Raw genomic sequence first — 14,406 nt, 5'->3', positions numbered from 1 at the left:
TGTCGAGTGGGCACATGCCCACTTCACCCCGTGAACCACGTGAACCACGTGAACGTGGGCGCCGGCACCGGGATCGCCGGGCTGGCGTTCCGGGCGCGCGGGTGCCGGGTGCTCGGGGTGGAACCGGACGCGCGGATGGCCGCGTTCGCCCGCCGTCACGGACTGGCCGTCGAGGTCGCCCGGTTCGAGGAGTGGGAGCCGGCGGGCCGGACCTTCGACGCGGTCGTCGCCGGCACGGTCTGGCACTGGGTCGACCCCGTGGCCGGTGCGGACCGGGCGGCCCGGGTGCTGCGGCCAGGCGGACGCCTGGCCCTCTTCTGGAACGCCTTCCAGCCCGCGCCGGAGGTGGCCGAGGCATTCACCGGGGCCCATGCCCGCGCTCTGCCCGACCTGCTGTTCGTGATGGACTGGCGCCGGACCACCGGCCCGGACGCCTATGCGGGCGTCTGCGTCACGGCGGCGGACGGCATCCGCAGGACGTCCGCATTCGAGGAGCCCGAGGAGTGGCGCTTCGGGTGGGACCGGGTCTCCACCCGCGAGAGCGGCTGGACCAGGTGCCCACCTTCGGCGGCCACGGTCAGCTGCCGGCCGAGCAGCTGGACGCCCTGCTCAGCGCGCTCGGCGATGCCGTGGACGCGCTGGGCGGGAGTTTCTCCATGCGCTACACGGCCGTGGCGGTCACGGCGGTGCGCACCGGCTAGGGCACGTCGGTGAGCTGGGGCATGTCGCCCTGGGTCGTCGTCACGTCGACCACCGCGAAGCTCGCCCCCTGCGGGTCGCTGAGCGCGGCGAACCGGCCGAACGGCGAGTCCATGGGCCCGAAGCGCAGGACGCCGCCCAGCTTGGTGGCGCGGGCGACGGCGTCGTCACAGTTGTCGACGTTGAAGTAGACGTTGATGTACGCCGGTACCTCGGGCGGGAACTCGTCCCCCATCTTCATGCGCCCCAGGACGGTGTTGTCGCCGAGGTTGTACATGCGGAAGTCCATGGCGTCGTCCTGGATCTGCCGGGAGCTGTATCCGAAGACGGCGGGGAAGAACGCGTCGGACCTCCCGGGCTCGCGGGTGTAGACCTCGGCCCAGCAGAACGCTCCGGGCTGCTCGGGCGGTGCCTCGAAGCCCTCGTGGGTGCCTGCCTGCCACACGCCGAAGACGACGCCGCTGGGGTCGCGGGCCAGGCACATCGTGCCGAAGTCGCCGACCTGCATGGGCTCCATGAGCACCTCGCCGCCGTGCTCACGGATCTTGCCGGCGGTGGCGGCGGCGTCCGGGGAGGCGAGGTAGAGGCACCACTGCGACTGTCCCTCCTGCCCGGGCATCGGCGGGACGACCGCGGCCACCGCCTTGCCGTCCACGTAGGCCTGGGTGTAGTTGCCGTACTCCGACGACGACTCGCCGAAGGTCCAGCCGAGGACGTCGCCGTAGAAGCTCTTGGCTCCCTCGACGTCGCTGAACATCGCATCGGCCCAGCAGGGGGTTCCCTCAGGTTGTACGGCCATGACAGCGGCCTTCCCGTATCGGTGGATGGTCCGTTTCCTCACGCTAGCCACGGGCGCGACGGACCGCGCGTCGAACGGTTCGGATCGGGAGGAAAGCGCAGCCCCGAGGAGCACGGGGCACTCGTGCCGCACCGACTGCCTCACGAGCGAGGTTTACACCTTCAAGGTCCTGAAGTCGCCCCCTTCACGCCCTGCTCCGGCGTCCGGCCGACTGTTTGGCTTGTACACGCGCACGGCCAGCCCGCTCACTTCCCAGGAGGGAACGTGTCCACACCGGACAGCGCCACCGGCCCCGCCGTCGACGAACCCGAGCCCCCTTCCGAGACCCCGCTCACCAGCCTCAGCACCCAGGCCGCCCGGCAGCTCGCCACCACCACCAAGTCCGAACCCCAGATGCAGGCCATCAGTTCACGCTGGCTGCTGCGCATGCTGCCGTGGGTGGATGTGAAGGGCGGCACCTACCGGGTCAACCGGCGCCTCCAGCTGCGGGTGGGCCGGGGCCGGGTGCAGTTCGAGCAGAACGGCGCCGACGACATCCGGGTCATCCCCCAGACGCTCACCGAGCTCCCCGTCCTGCGCGGCTACACCGACCTGGAGGTCCTCAAGGAGATCGCGACCCGCTTCCGGGCCCGGGAGATCCGCGCCGGCCAGGTGCTCGTCGAGGCCGGGCAGCCGGTCATCGAGGCCTATCTCGTCGTGCACGGCCGCTTCACCCGCTTCACCGAGGGCAAGTACGGCGAGGAGGAGATCGTCGGCGTCGTCACCGACGGGGCCCAGATGGGCGACGAGGCCATAGGGCAGCCCGATCCGCTGTGGCTGAGCTCGGTCCGGGCCGAGACCGCGGGCGTGGTGCTGGCCCTCCCCTGGTCCGTGGTCACCGAGTTCACCGAGCGGGTGCCCTCGCTCGCCGCCCATCTGGAGGCCTACGCACGGCGGCAGAGCCTGCCGATGAACCGCAAGGGCGAGGCCGACGTCCCCGTGCAGGCGGGCCACGTCGGGGAGCCGACCATCGACGGCGGCTACGTCGACTACGAACTCGCCCCGCGCGAGTACGAGTTGTCCCTCACCCAGACCGTGCTGCGGGTGCACACCCGGGTCGCCGACCTCTACAACAACCCGATGGACCAGACCGAGCAGCAACTCCGCCTGACCATCGAGGAGATCCGCGAGCGCCAGGAGTGGGAGCTGGTCAACAACCGGGAGTTCGGGCTGCTGCACAACGCCGACCACGGCCAGCGCGTCAGCACCTTCACCGGCCCGCCCACCCCGGACGACATGGACGAACTCCTCGCCATGCGCCGCAAGACCAAGCTGTTCCTCGCCCATCCGAAGGCGATCGCCGCGTTCTTCCGGCAGTGCAACCGGCGCGGTCTGGTGCCGGGTACGGCGAGCGTCGAGGGGCATGAGATCCCGGCCTGGCGGGGGGTGCCGATCTTCCCCTGCAACAAGATCCCGGTCAGTGCGCAGCACACCAGCAGCATCATCGCGCTGCGCACCGGGGAGGGCGACCAGGGTGCCGTCGGGCTCTACCAGACCGGGATCCCGGAGGAGTACCAACCGGGCCTGAACGTGCGGTTCATGGGCATCGACGCGAACTCGATCATCCGCTACCTCGTGACTGCCTACTACTCGATGGCCATCCTCGTCCCCGACGCGGTCGGGATCCTGGAGAACGCCCAGATCGGGCGGACGGCCGAGTGACCGCGACGAACACCCGGTCGTTGCCGGGACCTCCCGACATCGCGAGCACGCTGCGCACCGAGCGGCGCGGTGGGGCGGTCCCCGGTCTGAGGTACCGGCAGGTCGCCCCCGCCGACCCCGTGAAGGCCGCGGAGATCGACCGCAGGCTGGAGGCCTGGGCCCGGCGTCTGGATCTGTTCCCCGAGGCCTGGAAGGGGGACTTCTCGGGGTTCCAGTTCGGCCGGGCCGTGGTGCTTCAGCACCCGGAGGCCGCCGATCTCGAACGCCTCACGGTGGCCGGCGAGTTGCTGCTCGCCGAGAACGTCGTCGACTCCTGCTACTGCGAGGAGGACGAGGGCCGCGGTGGCGCGCGCCGGGGCCTCGGAGGGCGGCTGATCCTGGCCCAGTCGGCGATCGACCCGTACCACGGCATCCCCGAGCTGGAGGAGGAGTGGCGCGAGGGTGTACGGGCCGACGGTCCGCTGCGCTCCTACCACTTCGCCCTCAGGGACTACGCCGTCCTCGCCACCCCGAGCCAGACCGACCGCTTCGTGCACGACATCGCCCGGCTCCACCTGGGCTACCTCGCCGAGGCCGCCTGGGCCGAGACCCGGTATGTGCCGCGGATCTGGGAGTACCTGGTGATGCGGCAGTTCAACAACTTCCGGCCCTGTCTGTCGATCGTGGACGCCGTCGACGGCTACGAACTGCCCGAGGCGCTCTACGCCCGTCCCGAGATCCAGCGGATCACGGCGCTCGCCTGCAACGCCACCACGATCGTCAACGACCTCTACTCGTTCACCAAGGAACTGGCGAGCGACCCGACCCATCTCAACCTGCCCCAGGTCGTCGCCGCCAACGACAAGCGCGGGCTGAAGGCCGCCTATCTGAAGTCCGTCGAGATCCACAACCGGATCATGGCGGCGTTCGAGGAGGAGTCGGCGCTGCTGTCCGCCACCTCACCGCTCGTGGAGCGCTACACCCGGAGCCTGTCCGACTGGGTGGCCGGCAACCACGAGTGGCACGCCACCAACAGCCACCGCTACCACCTGCCCAACTACTGGTGAGCGGGGCTCGCATGACACACCGTCACACGCACCGGAACGAGGAGTCACCGTTGACCATCGCCCCCGACGCCGGCACCGCGTCAGCCCAGGTGCCGGCCCAGTCGACGTACCAGACCCGTGTCGCGGACTACTGGAACGCCGAGGAGAACCCGGTCAACCTCGAACTCGGAAAGCTCGACGACCTCTACCACCACCACTACGGCATCGGAGCGGCCGACCGCTCCGTCCTCGACGAAACCGATCCGGTACGGCGGCGCGAGCGGATCACGGCCGAACTGCACCGCCTCGAACACGCCCAGGCCGAACTCCTCGCCACGCGCCTGGGACCGCTGTCCCCCGAGGACCGCGTCTTCGACGCCGGGTGCGGGCGCGGCGGCGGCAGTGTCGTCGCGCATCTGCGGTACGGCTGCCACGCCGACGGTGTCACCCTCTCCGAGAAACAGGCCGAGTTCGCGGGCGCCCAGGCCCGCAAGCGGGGCATCGACGACCGGGTGCGCTACCACCACCGCAACATGCTGGACACCGGGCTGCCCTCCGGGGCGTACGCGGCCTCCTGGAACAACGAGTCGACCATGTACGTCGAACTGGACCTGCTGTTCGCCGAGCACGCCCGGCTGCTGCGCCGCGGCGGACGCTATGTGGTGATCACCGGCTGCTACAACGACACCTACGGGCAGGCCTCCCGCGAGGTCTCGCTCATCAACGCCCACTACATCTGCGACATCCATCCCCGCTCGGCGTACTTCCGCGCGATGGCCCGCAACCGGCTGGTCCCGGTGCACGTGGAGGACCTCACGGAGGCGGCCCTGCCCTACTGGGAGCTGCGCAGGGAGGCCGACCACCTGGTCACCGGAATCGAGGAGACCTTCCTGACGGCCTACCGCAACGGCAGCTTCCAGTATCTGCTGATCGCTGCCGACCGGATCTGAGTCGGACGGACCGCGGATCGACGACGCCGGCGCCCCGAGGGCCACGGCCGAGTCCAGCCAGGTTCGTACACGCCGCCGCGCCCCCGCTGTCGTGCCTGTCGTCCGCGTCGGAGGCATTTCGCTCCGGCGCGGACGGGTGCGGCGGTTTCGCGATCCCCGCGCCGCACGCGTCCGCGCCGGAACTCCCCCGGGCGGCTCCCCCTTGAACCGTGCTGCTTACTGTTCTACCTTCGCCACATGGTCTGGGCATCAACGCCCGCTCATCAGCGACACAACGGGCGGGTGCCGGGCGGGCCAGGTGATGCGGAATGCGCCCGCACCTCGCCCTGATCGAGGACGACCCCGACTTCGCACTGATGTGCCGTTCCTATCTGGAGCGGGCCGGATTCACCGTCACCTGGGCCATGGACGCCCGCGCCGGGAAGTCCGTGCTCCACGAGAGCCGCGTCGACCTGGCGGTCCTGGACCTGGGACTGCCGGACGGCAGCGGGCTCGAACTGCTGCGGGCGCTCAGGTCCACGAGTCGGCTCCCGGTCATCGTGGTCTCGGGGCGCGCCGCGGAGGCGGACCGGGTGGCGGGTCTTGAGATCGGAGCGGACGACTACCTGGTCAAGCCGTTCTCCCAGCGAGAACTGGTGGCCCGTATCCATGCAGTGCTGCGCCGCTCGCAGCCGCCGGACCTGCCGACGGTGATCCAGGCCGGATCCCTGCTCGTCGACACGGCGGCGCGCAGGGCCTCCGTCGACGGTGTCCCGCTGACCCTGCGCCCCAAGGAGTTCGCCCTGCTGGAGATGCTGGCCGCCGCGCCCGGCCGGGTGTTCTCGGCGGAGCAGCTGCTCGAACGCATCTGGGGTTCGTCCTGGCAGCAGCAGGCGACCGTGATCGAGCACGTGTACCGGCTGCGCGGCAAACTCGCCGAACTGCCCGCCCCCGCACCGAGCATCACCACGGTCCGCGGCTACGGCTACCGCCTCGACCCCTGAGTCTCCTCAGCACTCCACTACCAACCAACCCGGCCTGGAGGTCCGTCCATGCCCGAAGCCCCGGACTTCCGGCGCCTGTTCGACTCCAACCTCTCCCCGCTGCTGGTCCTGACCCCCGACTTCGTCATTGTCGAGGTCAACCGTGCCTATCTCGCGGCCACGCACACCGACCGCGGCATCGTCGGGCGGCTGATCTTCGATGTGTTCCCCGACAATCCCGAGGACCCGTCGGCCGACGGCGTGGCCAATCTGCGCCGCTCCCTGGAGACGGTCGTGGCGAGCGGCCGTACCGACACCATGGCCCTGCAGCGGTACGACATCCCTACGGGCGAGGAGGGTGCGTTCGCCGAGCGGTACTGGAGTCCGGTCAACGCGCCGGTGCTGGACGCCGAGGGGCGCATCACGCACATCATCCACCGGGTCGAGGACGTCACGGAGTTCGTCCATCTGCGCAAGGTGGGCCGGGAGCAGCAGCGGGCGGTCGCGGACGCCCAGATGCGCGCGGAGGGCATGGAGATCGACCTGTTCGTGCGGGCCCGGGAGATCCGCGAGGTGAACGAGCAGCTGAGCCGGGCCAACGCCGAGCTGGACGCGGCCGGGCGCAGGCTCCGGGAGGAGCAGCGGGCCAAGGACCGGTTCATCGCCACGCTCTCGCACGAGCTGCGCAACCCCCTCGCGGCCGCGACCGCGGCCACCGAACTGCTCGCCCTCGACATCCCGGAGGGGCATCCGGCGCTGGGTGTCCTGGAGCGGCAGCTGGGGACGCTGGCCCGGATGAGCAACGACCTGCTGGACGGCACCAGGGCGGTGACCGGGCGCCTTGAACTGGTGCGGGAGCCGGTCGATGTGCGCGCGGTCGTCGAGGGCGCCTGCGCGGACATCCGCGGCCTGTTCGCCCACGACGGCCGCACGCTCGACGTACGGCTGCCGGACGCGCCCCTCGTCGTGGACGGGGACCGGCTGCGGCTCGCGCAGGTGCTGACGAACCTGCTGTCGAACGCGCTCAAGTACACCCGGCCCGGCGGGCATACCGAGGTGGAGCTCGGGGCCGGGAGCGGCGAGGCGCGGCTGACCGTACGGGACGACGGCATCGGTTTCGAGCCGGGTCAGGCCGAGGAGCTGTTCGGTGTGTTCATGCGGGCGGCCCCGGCCGGTCCCGACACTCCGGAGGGCCTGGGCCTCGGGCTCGCCGTCGCGCGGACGATCGCGGAGCTGCACCACGGCCGGATCGGCGCGCACAGTGACGGGCCCGGCAAGGGCGCGAGGTTCACCGTGACACTGCCGACGACCGACTCCACGGCCCCGCCGCGCCCCCGGCCCCCGGTTGCCCGGTCGGCGCCCCGGCAGCTGTCCGTCCTGATCGTGGAGGACAACGTGGACCTGGCCGCGACCTACCACACCCTGCTGGAGCGGCAGGGACACCGGGTGACGACCGTGCACACCGGTACGGCCGCGGTCGCCGCGACCGAGGCCCAGGGATTCGACGTCGTCCTGTGCGACCTGGGACTGCCGGACATCGACGGCTACACGGTCGCCCGCTCGGTGCGGACCCGGCCGGACGGCGGGCGGCCCCGGCTGATCGCGGTCTCCGGCTTCAGCCAGGGCACCGACCGCGCGTTGTCCCGGGCGGCCGGCTTCGACGCCCATCTGACCAAGCCGCTGCCGCTCACCGAGCTGATGGACTTCCTGGAACGGTCCGGCGACTGATTCGTGCCGCGCGTCTTCCCCCTTGTGCCCGGCTGTGCTTGCCTGGGGAACCGTTTTTCGGCGACCGGGCCGGGAGTCGCGCATGCGCAGACCGTGGATCGTGGGGGTGCTGACCGGAGTCCTGCTGCTCGCTGCCTGCGGCGACCCGTCGGACGGACCCGAGACCGCGCCGCCCACCCCGGACGTCTCCCGTGCGGCCACGACGCATCAGCGGGCCCAGTCCTCCACCCAGGCCTCTCCGAGCGCCTCCCCTGCGGTGCTCGCCCCCCGCGTGCTGTACCTCGGCGACTCGCTCGCCATGGAGGCCCAGGACGTCCTCGGGCAGGAGCTGCGGCGCGAGTTGCGGGCGACGTACACGAGCGCGCCGTACTCGGGAACCACGCCCTGCGACTACCTGGAGGGCACCGGGAAGAAGTCGCTGGTGCCCGACCGGGACAAGGCGGCCGCGCTGGTCCGCGCGCTGCACCCGGACTATGTGGTGCTCCAGTTCTGGGGCAACGCGTGGTACTACACCTGGTGCATGGACGGCATCAGCCATGCCGCCGCGCCGCAGAAGTACTTCAGCAGGTACCGGGCCGACCTGCGCCGGCTGACCGGGCAGATCGCGGCGGCCGGGGGCGAACGGCGGCCCCGGATCGTGTGGGTGACGCAGGGGCCGGACCCGATCACCCCCGACCGGGTCCGGCGCGTGAACGAGCTGTACGAGGAGCAGGCCGACGCCTCGGGCGACCTGGTGGCCGACGCGGGCGCGACGGTGGCCGCCGCCGGGGCCCGCTACGCGTGGACGCAGTACCTGCCGTGCACCGCCTACGAGCACGAGCACCCCGACTACTGCACCGAGCCGGACCGCGACCGCACGGCCCTGCACCTCGACAAGGACTATCTGCACTTCTGTCTGGCGCCCACGACGTCCACGCCGAAGCCCTGCCCGGCCCGCTCGCCCGGCATTCTGCGGATCGCCCGGGAGATCACCCGGGCGATCGGTGCCTCCTGAACTGCGCTGCCGGGGCCCTCACTCGCCCGCGCAGGCCCTGTCCAGGGCCGCGATGTCGAACTTGCTCATCGCCATGAACGCCTGGGTGACCCGGGCCGCCTTCGCCGGGTCCGGGTCGGTGATCATGGCCTGGAGCCGGTCCGGGACGACCTGCCAGGACACACCGAACCTGTCCTTGAGCCAGCCGCAGGGGCCGGGCTCGCCGCCCTCGGTGAGCTTGGCCCAGTAGTAGTCGATCTCCTCCTGGTTCTCGCAGAACACCATGAAGGAGACCGCTTCGGTGAACTTGAACTCCGGGCCGCCGTTGAGCCCGAGGAACCTGTGCCCGTTGGCCGTGAACTCGACGGTCATCACACTGCCGGCGGGCTGGGGCGCGCCCTCCGGATAGCGGGCGATCTCGCCGATGCTGGAGTTCTTGAAGATGGACACGTAGTGGTGGGCGGCCTCCTCGGCCTGGCCGTCGAACCAGAGACAGGTGGTGAAACCGTCGGTGGCCATGCGTACCTCCTGGGTCGTGGAAACGGGTCGTGGAAACGTCCGTCATCTGTGTCGACTGATCCTCGCCACAGAACTCATCGGTCGGGCGGCGGACTGATCCAGGTGGCCGACCGGGACCCCGCTCTGCCGGTGGCGAATCTGCCACCGGCAGAGAAACCGCTTCGGGGCGTCCTACGAGGTCGACAGTGGAGCCGACGGCATCCCTACGACCACGAGGACAGCCCATGACTTCCATCCGGGCCGAGGAGGGCGACACCCCTCCCACCCGCTTCGACGACCAGTTGGCCGCCCAACTCCTCGCCCAGCGCATCGTGTTGCTGGGCACCCAGGTCGACGAGGTCTCCGCCAACCGGATCTGCTCACAGCTGCTGGTCCTGTCCGCGGAGGATCCCCGCACCGACATCAGCCTGTGCATCAACAGTCCGGGCGGCTCGGTCTACGCGGGGCTCGCCATCTACGACACGATGCGGCTGATCCCCAACGACGTCTCGACGCTGGCCATGGGCTTCGCGGCGAGCATGGGCCAGTTCCTGCTCTGCGGCGGCACGCCCGGCAAGCGGTACGCCCTGCCGAACGCGCGGATCATGATGCACCAGGGGTCCGCGGGCATCGGCGGCACCACCGCCGACATCGAGATCCAGGCGGAGAACCTGGACCACAGCAAGCGGACCATGGAGCGGCTCCTCGCCGAGAACACGGGCCAGACGCCCGAGACCATCGCCCGGGACGGCGACCGCGACCGCTGGTTCACGGCCGAGGAGGCCAGGGAGTACGGCATGGTGGACCGGGTCGTGGAGTCCCTCGCGGACGTCCGCCCGGCCGCCTCCAAGCGACGGATGGGGCTCTGACATGGCGAACTACACGATTCCGTACGTCGTCGAGCGGACCGCGCACGGCGAGCGGTCGTCCGACGTGTTCAGCCGGCTGCTGTCCGAGCGGATCATCTTCCTCGGCACCGAGATCGACGACGGGGTGGCCAACGTCGTGATCGCGCAGCTGCTGCATCTGGAGTCCTCGGCGCCGGAGAACGAGATCTCGATCTACATCAACTCGCCCGGCGGCTCGTTCACCTCGCTGATGGCGATCTACGACACGATGACCTACGTGCAGACGCCGATCTCCACGCTCTGTGTCGGCCAGGCGGCCTCCACGGCGGCCGTCCTGCTGGCCGGAGGGGATCCCGGACGCCGGCTCGTGCTGGAGCACGCGCGCGTACTGCTCGGCCAGCCCGCCTCCGGCGGCAACCGCGGCTCGATCTCCGATCTCGCCCTCCAGGCCAAGGAGATGGTCCGCATCCGCTCCCAGGTGGAGGAGGTGCTGTCCCGGCACACCCACCACGACATCCCGACGCTGCGCGCCGACATGGACCGCGACAAGGTGTTCACGGCCGAGGAGGCGGTGGCGTACGGGCTCGCCGACGAGGTGGTGAGCCGGCGCCTCGTGCGGGTCTGAGGCGCCGGCCCCGCGTCAGGCCGCCAGGCACATCCCGTCGTACGACGATCCGCGCACCGGACCGCGGCCGCGGGCGGAGTGCCGGGTGAGCTCGCCCTGGGCCAGGGAGAGCAGATCACCGAGCCCGAGGCCCAGGGCGTGGGCGGCGGCCGCGAGGACCTCCGAGGAGGCCTCCTTGCGGCCGCGCTCCACCTCGGAGAGATAGGGCATCGAGATCCGGGCCGCGTCGGCCACGTCCTTGAGCGTGCGCTCCTGGGCGAGGCGCTCGCGGCGCAGGACGTCACCGACGAGATCACGCCACAGTGGCTCCCTGGTCTCTGTCGAGGCGGGGACCTGCGGCGCGAGGGGACGCGGCGGGGTCGTGGCGGGGCGTTCGGACACTGGGCGGGCGGTCCCGGGGCGCGCGGATGGCGGGCGCAGGGGGATCACGCGGGCTTGGTTCGGCGCTTGGTTGCTCACCGCCTCAGCCTAGGGACCAGGGCCGTCCCGGGAAGGGTCCGTCGTTGCGCCCTCGGTGGAATCGACAGCGTCACCAGCGATTTTGCGCCGTCGGCGAACTCGACGGGCATGCGTCGTCACTCCCCGGGTACGCGCAAGGTGAGGGAGCTGCGGGCGCTCGGTCGGCCGGTGGCCCGGGGACGCGTATGTCGGCGCCTTCCGGGTACCCGCAAGGCCGTGCACCAACTCGCGGGACCCGAGACAACCGAGGCCGAAGAGGCAGACGTCGAGCCGTGACTTTCGTGGGAGAGGTAATGCATACCGCCGTCACCGCCGTGAACCGTTCGGAGACACAGCTCGCCGGGCACGCCAGCGGGACCTGGACGGGTGAGACACCGCTGCCGGGAGTCGAACAGCCGCGGGCCGTCGCCCCGCGTGACGCACGGGAGCTGTCCCGCCGGTTCTTCCAGCGTCTGACGGAACTCGAGGAGGGGACCCACGAGTACCAGTACGCGCGCAACACCCTCATCGAGATGAACATGTCCCTCGTGCGCTTCGCGGCCGGACGGTTCCGGGGCCGGGGCGACGACATGGAGGACATCGTCCAGACCGGCATGATCGGCCTGATCAAGGCGATCGACCGGTTCGAGGTGTCGCGCGAGGTCGAGTTCACGTCGTTCGCGCTGCCCTACATCGTCGGCGAGATCAAGCGGTTCTTCCGTGACACCACCTGGGCGGTGCACGTCCCCCGGCGCCTGCAGGAGCTGCGCGTCGAACTGGCCAAGGCGCGCGAGGAACTCGCCAGCCGTCTCGACCGCGAGCCGTCGGTGGCCGAACTGGCGACCCTGATGAACATCTCCGAGAACGAGGTGATCGAGGGACAGATCGCCTCGAACGGCTACAACTCCTCGTCCCTGGACGCGGCCCTGACCGGCGACGGCCCCGAAGGCGGCGAAGCCGTGCTGGCCGACTTCATCGGGGTGGAGGAGGACGGGCTGCGGCTCGTCGAGGACTTCCAGTCGCTGGCCCCCCTGATGGCCGAACTCAGCGACCGGGACCGGCAGATCATCCACATGCGGTTCGTGGAGGAGGCCACCCAGTCGGAGATCGGTGAGCGGCTCGGCTGCTCGCAGATGCATGTGTCCCGGCTGATCAAGCGGATCATCACCCGGCTGCGTGAGGGCATGCTGGGCGAGCTGGGCTGCGCCTGACACAGGCGCCAAGAGCGGGTGCCGTCCTCAGGCGGCACCCGTTCGGCTGACTACCGCGAGTTCACTCCGGGCCGTCGAATCCCAGTACGGCACGCACCCGTTTGCCCACCGGCACGCGTTCCGCCGCGACCTCCCGTGCCAGCACGTGCACGATCTCCAGGCCGTGCCGGCCGACCCGCTCGGGATCCCGCGGGAACCTGCGGGGCAGGGCGGCGCTGCTGTCGTAGACCGTGACGGCGACCGAGACGTCGGTGCCCTCCAGTTCGAGGATGTACGGTCCGTTGCTGTGCCGGTCGGCGTTGGTGACGAGTTCGCTCACCACGAGGAGCACCTCGTCCTCGGCACGGGCACCGATGGCGGCGCACCACTCGGTTCTGAGCCTGCCGAGGAAGTCCGCGGCGAACGACCGCGCCTCGGCGATGCATCCCGGCTCCCCGGTGTAGTGGGCCGCTTGCCGTAGGGGTTCCACGGGCACGTCGAAACCAGTCGGTATCACTGCCCCGTCCAGGTGGTCGATCATGCGTTTCTCTCTCGGAAGCCGGACTGGCCGGACGCTGCTGCACCAGTGCTCGTACCCCGAGTCGCGCGTCGCAGTCCCACGGACGCGTCACACCGTCTACGACACCGGCTCGCTGTACAGGGACGCCGACTGTGTCGTCCCGGGCGTGGTGTCGGAGGCGAGGGGTGACTGCGGTGCCGAGGAGTCGGGGGACTCGCTGGTGGGCGGCTGCGGCGCGGGAGTGCTCGGGGCCGGCGAGGACGGGGCCGTCAGGGCCGGTGGGCACGGGTTGGCGCTCGGCGCGCCCGAGGGCGTTCCGGTCGGCGTTCCGGTCGAGACGGAGACGCAGGGCGACGGAGAGCTCGGAGCGGTCGGGGGGCTCGGTGTCGTCGGCGGGGTCGGCGTGGACACGCTGACCGACGGGGAGGGCCGTACGGGCGGGTCGGTCTTGTGGTCCTTGTGGCCGGTGTCGCCCCGATGGCGGCCGATCCAGGCGTCGCGGTCGGGGTCGTAGATCACGAAGACGTTGATGACGGTCACCGAGGGCGCGACCACGACCACGTTCGAGGGGCGGTACGACGACCAGGTGTCGCCGGTGCGCTTCGGCGTGGTCTGCTGGGCGACCGGCGGGGTGAGCGGGTTGCCGCAGGCGCAGCGGGTGCGGGGCACACCGTGGTCGTCGACGAGGACGGCGGTGCCGGCCTGGAGGACGGCCTGGTAGCTGGTGGCGGCGCCGTCGCGGTAGCCGTGGTTGGTGACGCGGGTGTCCATGCGCAGCTGGAGGGGCGTGAGCGAGCGCAGGTAGGCCGGCACTCCGGACGGCCGGACGCCGGCGACCGAGGCGAAGGCCCTGTTCTTCGCGGGGGCCGCCTGGAGGGCCTTGACCTGCTTCTCGACATCGCAGCTGGAGACGTTGCGGGTGCCGCCGTAGAGACCGGGGGCGGCGCCGTCCACACCGCGTACGGCGTTCGCGGGCTCGGAGGAGCCGGTCGGGGAGGCGGAGACGGGCGGGGCGGAGCTGTCCTTGGCCGTCGACTCGGTGAAGGGGTCGGGGCCCGTCTTGGAGGCGGCCTGGAGGAAGACCTCGCCGCCGCCGCTCGCCGGCTTCGAGCCGCCGTCAGGGCGGGTGAGGACGACGGCGAGCACCACGGCGGCCACCACCGCGGCGGCGATCATCGCGACCCGTGGCGCCGACCTCCACCAGGGGCGGCGGGGTTCCGGCGCGTGCGCTCCGCCGCTGCTGCTCGGGGGTTGCGAGGGCGGGCCCGAGGGCGGCTGCGAGGGACCCGACAGCGGGCCGGAGGGCGGGCCGGTGGGGCGGCCCGACGACGGCGGTTCGACACTCACGAGCTCTTCTTCCCGGCGCGGGATTCCTGCGACGTGCGATGCGATTACCCCGATTCAGCCGCATATTTCCGCGACCTACCCATTGTTTGCTCCGCTCCGGTGC

General features: G+C 70.9%; 15 protein-coding genes. 10 read left to right on the top strand and 5 right to left on the bottom strand.

Translation table 11 applies throughout. The features are described 5' to 3' along the window. Positions 1-30: 30 nt before the first annotated feature. Entirely contained in the window at positions 31-714 is a 684-nt protein-coding gene (locus AB0D34_RS38200) for a class I SAM-dependent methyltransferase (RefSeq protein WP_362670511.1), read from the top strand. Here AB0D34_RS38200 and AB0D34_RS38195 read toward each other — a convergent pair. Continuing rightward, positions 698-1,498, bottom strand: a complete 801-nt coding sequence (locus AB0D34_RS38195) for a VOC family protein (protein ID WP_362670508.1) — start codon at positions 1,496-1,498, stop codon at positions 698-700. The genes AB0D34_RS38200 and AB0D34_RS38195 overlap by 17 nt on opposite strands. A gap of 264 nt (positions 1,499-1,762) precedes the next feature. Between AB0D34_RS38195 and AB0D34_RS38190 the strand changes: the two genes are divergently transcribed. The 6 genes from AB0D34_RS38190 to AB0D34_RS38165 all read left to right on the top strand — a co-directional run bounded on the left by AB0D34_RS38190 (position 1,763) and on the right by AB0D34_RS38165 (position 8,858). Further along, positions 1,763-3,199: a family 2B encapsulin nanocompartment shell protein gene (locus AB0D34_RS38190; RefSeq protein ID WP_362670506.1), complete on the top strand. Its 1,437-nt coding sequence runs from the start codon at positions 1,763-1,765 to the stop codon at positions 3,197-3,199. Continuing rightward, positions 3,196-4,245 carry a family 2 encapsulin nanocompartment cargo protein terpene cyclase gene (locus tag AB0D34_RS38185; RefSeq protein ID WP_362670504.1) on the top strand — a complete coding sequence of 350 codons (1,050 nt, stop codon included), beginning with the start codon at positions 3,196-3,198 and terminating at the stop codon, positions 4,243-4,245. Before AB0D34_RS38190 ends, AB0D34_RS38185 begins: the two co-directional genes overlap by 4 nt. Before the next feature lie 50 nt (positions 4,246-4,295). Beyond that, positions 4,296-5,174: a geranyl diphosphate 2-C-methyltransferase gene (locus AB0D34_RS38180; RefSeq protein WP_362670501.1), complete on the top strand. Its 879-nt coding sequence runs from the start codon at positions 4,296-4,298 to the stop codon at positions 5,172-5,174. A 308-nt stretch (positions 5,175-5,482) separates the two neighbouring features. Next, positions 5,483-6,157 (top strand): response regulator transcription factor, encoded by a 675-nt coding sequence (locus AB0D34_RS38175; RefSeq protein WP_362670498.1) that lies wholly within the window; start codon positions 5,483-5,485, stop codon positions 6,155-6,157. A 48-nt stretch (positions 6,158-6,205) separates the two neighbouring features. Beyond that, positions 6,206-7,864 carry an ATP-binding protein gene (locus AB0D34_RS38170; protein WP_362670496.1) on the top strand — a complete coding sequence of 553 codons (1,659 nt, stop codon included), beginning with the start codon at positions 6,206-6,208 and terminating at the stop codon, positions 7,862-7,864. An 82-nt stretch (positions 7,865-7,946) separates the two neighbouring features. After that, on the top strand, positions 7,947-8,858 hold the full coding sequence (locus tag AB0D34_RS38165) for an SGNH/GDSL hydrolase family protein (RefSeq protein ID WP_362670493.1): 912 nt from the start codon (positions 7,947-7,949) through the stop codon (positions 8,856-8,858). Positions 8,859-8,876: 18 nt separating this feature from the next. Here the strand turns inward: AB0D34_RS38165 and AB0D34_RS38160 are convergent, their stop codons facing one another. After that, entirely contained in the window at positions 8,877-9,356 is a 480-nt protein-coding gene (locus AB0D34_RS38160; protein WP_362670491.1) for a VOC family protein, read from the bottom strand. Between the two features lie 224 nt (positions 9,357-9,580). Here AB0D34_RS38160 and AB0D34_RS38155 point away from each other — a divergent pair, with 224 nt between their 5' ends. Together AB0D34_RS38155 and AB0D34_RS38150 are read left to right on the top strand one after the other, a co-directional pair. Next, entirely contained in the window at positions 9,581-10,204 is a 624-nt protein-coding gene (locus tag AB0D34_RS38155) for an ATP-dependent Clp protease proteolytic subunit (protein WP_362670489.1), read from the top strand. 1 nt (position 10,205) lies between these two features. Next, positions 10,206-10,808, top strand: a complete 603-nt coding sequence (locus AB0D34_RS38150; RefSeq protein WP_362670486.1) for an ATP-dependent Clp protease proteolytic subunit — start codon at positions 10,206-10,208, stop codon at positions 10,806-10,808. A gap of 15 nt (positions 10,809-10,823) precedes the next feature. On the opposite strand, the gene AB0D34_RS38145 is transcribed toward AB0D34_RS38150, so the two are convergent. Continuing rightward, the gene (locus AB0D34_RS38145) at positions 10,824-11,267 is read right to left on the bottom strand and encodes a helix-turn-helix transcriptional regulator (RefSeq protein WP_362670483.1); all 444 of its coding nucleotides are present in this window, start codon (positions 11,265-11,267) and stop codon (positions 10,824-10,826) included. Between the two features lie 293 nt (positions 11,268-11,560). Here AB0D34_RS38145 and AB0D34_RS38140 point away from each other — a divergent pair, with 293 nt between their 5' ends. After that, the gene (locus AB0D34_RS38140) at positions 11,561-12,457 is read left to right on the top strand and encodes an RNA polymerase sigma factor SigF (protein WP_362670480.1); all 897 of its coding nucleotides are present in this window, start codon (positions 11,561-11,563) and stop codon (positions 12,455-12,457) included. 61 nt (positions 12,458-12,518) lie between these two features. Here AB0D34_RS38140 and AB0D34_RS38135 read toward each other — a convergent pair whose 3' ends face one another. Both AB0D34_RS38135 and AB0D34_RS38130 read right to left on the bottom strand, forming a co-directional pair. Then, complete coding sequence (locus tag AB0D34_RS38135; RefSeq protein ID WP_362670477.1) at positions 12,519-12,977, bottom strand: ATP-binding protein; 459 nt, start codon at positions 12,975-12,977, stop codon at positions 12,519-12,521. 96 nt (positions 12,978-13,073) lie between these two features. After that, a complete protein-coding gene (locus AB0D34_RS38130; protein ID WP_362670475.1) occupies positions 13,074-14,303 on the bottom strand; it encodes a DUF6777 domain-containing protein in 1,230 nt (409 codons plus the stop codon). Positions 14,304-14,406: the final 103 nt, after the last annotated feature.

The organism is Streptomyces sp. NPDC048420, from assembly GCF_040651535.1.
Classification (GTDB): domain Bacteria; phylum Actinomycetota; class Actinomycetes; order Streptomycetales; family Streptomycetaceae; genus Streptomyces.
The sequence above is the reverse complement of the archived record's forward strand: the minus strand, read 5'-3'. Positions and strand labels throughout refer to the sequence as shown.

Bases quoted from the DNA above. Each gene is read 5' to 3' on its own strand.
- AB0D34_RS38150 (WP_362670486.1), top strand. From the start codon at position 10,206: ATGGCGAACTACACGATTCCGTACGTCGTCGAGCGGACCGCGCACGGC.
- AB0D34_RS38155 (WP_362670489.1), top strand. From the start codon at position 9,581: ATGACTTCCATCCGGGCCGAGGAGGGCGACACCCCTCCCACCCGCTTC.
- AB0D34_RS38160 (WP_362670491.1), bottom strand. From the start codon at position 9,356: ATGGCCACCGACGGTTTCACCACCTGTCTCTGGTTCGACGGCCAGGCC.
- AB0D34_RS38135 (WP_362670477.1), bottom strand. From the start codon at position 12,977: ATGATCGACCACCTGGACGGGGCAGTGATACCGACTGGTTTCGACGTG.
- AB0D34_RS38140 (WP_362670480.1), top strand. From the start codon at position 11,561: ATGCATACCGCCGTCACCGCCGTGAACCGTTCGGAGACACAGCTCGCC.
- AB0D34_RS38175 (WP_362670498.1), top strand. From the start codon at position 5,483: ATGCGCCCGCACCTCGCCCTGATCGAGGACGACCCCGACTTCGCACTG.
- AB0D34_RS38170 (WP_362670496.1), top strand. From the start codon at position 6,206: ATGCCCGAAGCCCCGGACTTCCGGCGCCTGTTCGACTCCAACCTCTCC.
- AB0D34_RS38165 (WP_362670493.1), top strand. From the start codon at position 7,947: ATGCGCAGACCGTGGATCGTGGGGGTGCTGACCGGAGTCCTGCTGCTC.
- AB0D34_RS38195 (WP_362670508.1), bottom strand. From the start codon at position 1,498: ATGGCCGTACAACCTGAGGGAACCCCCTGCTGGGCCGATGCGATGTTC.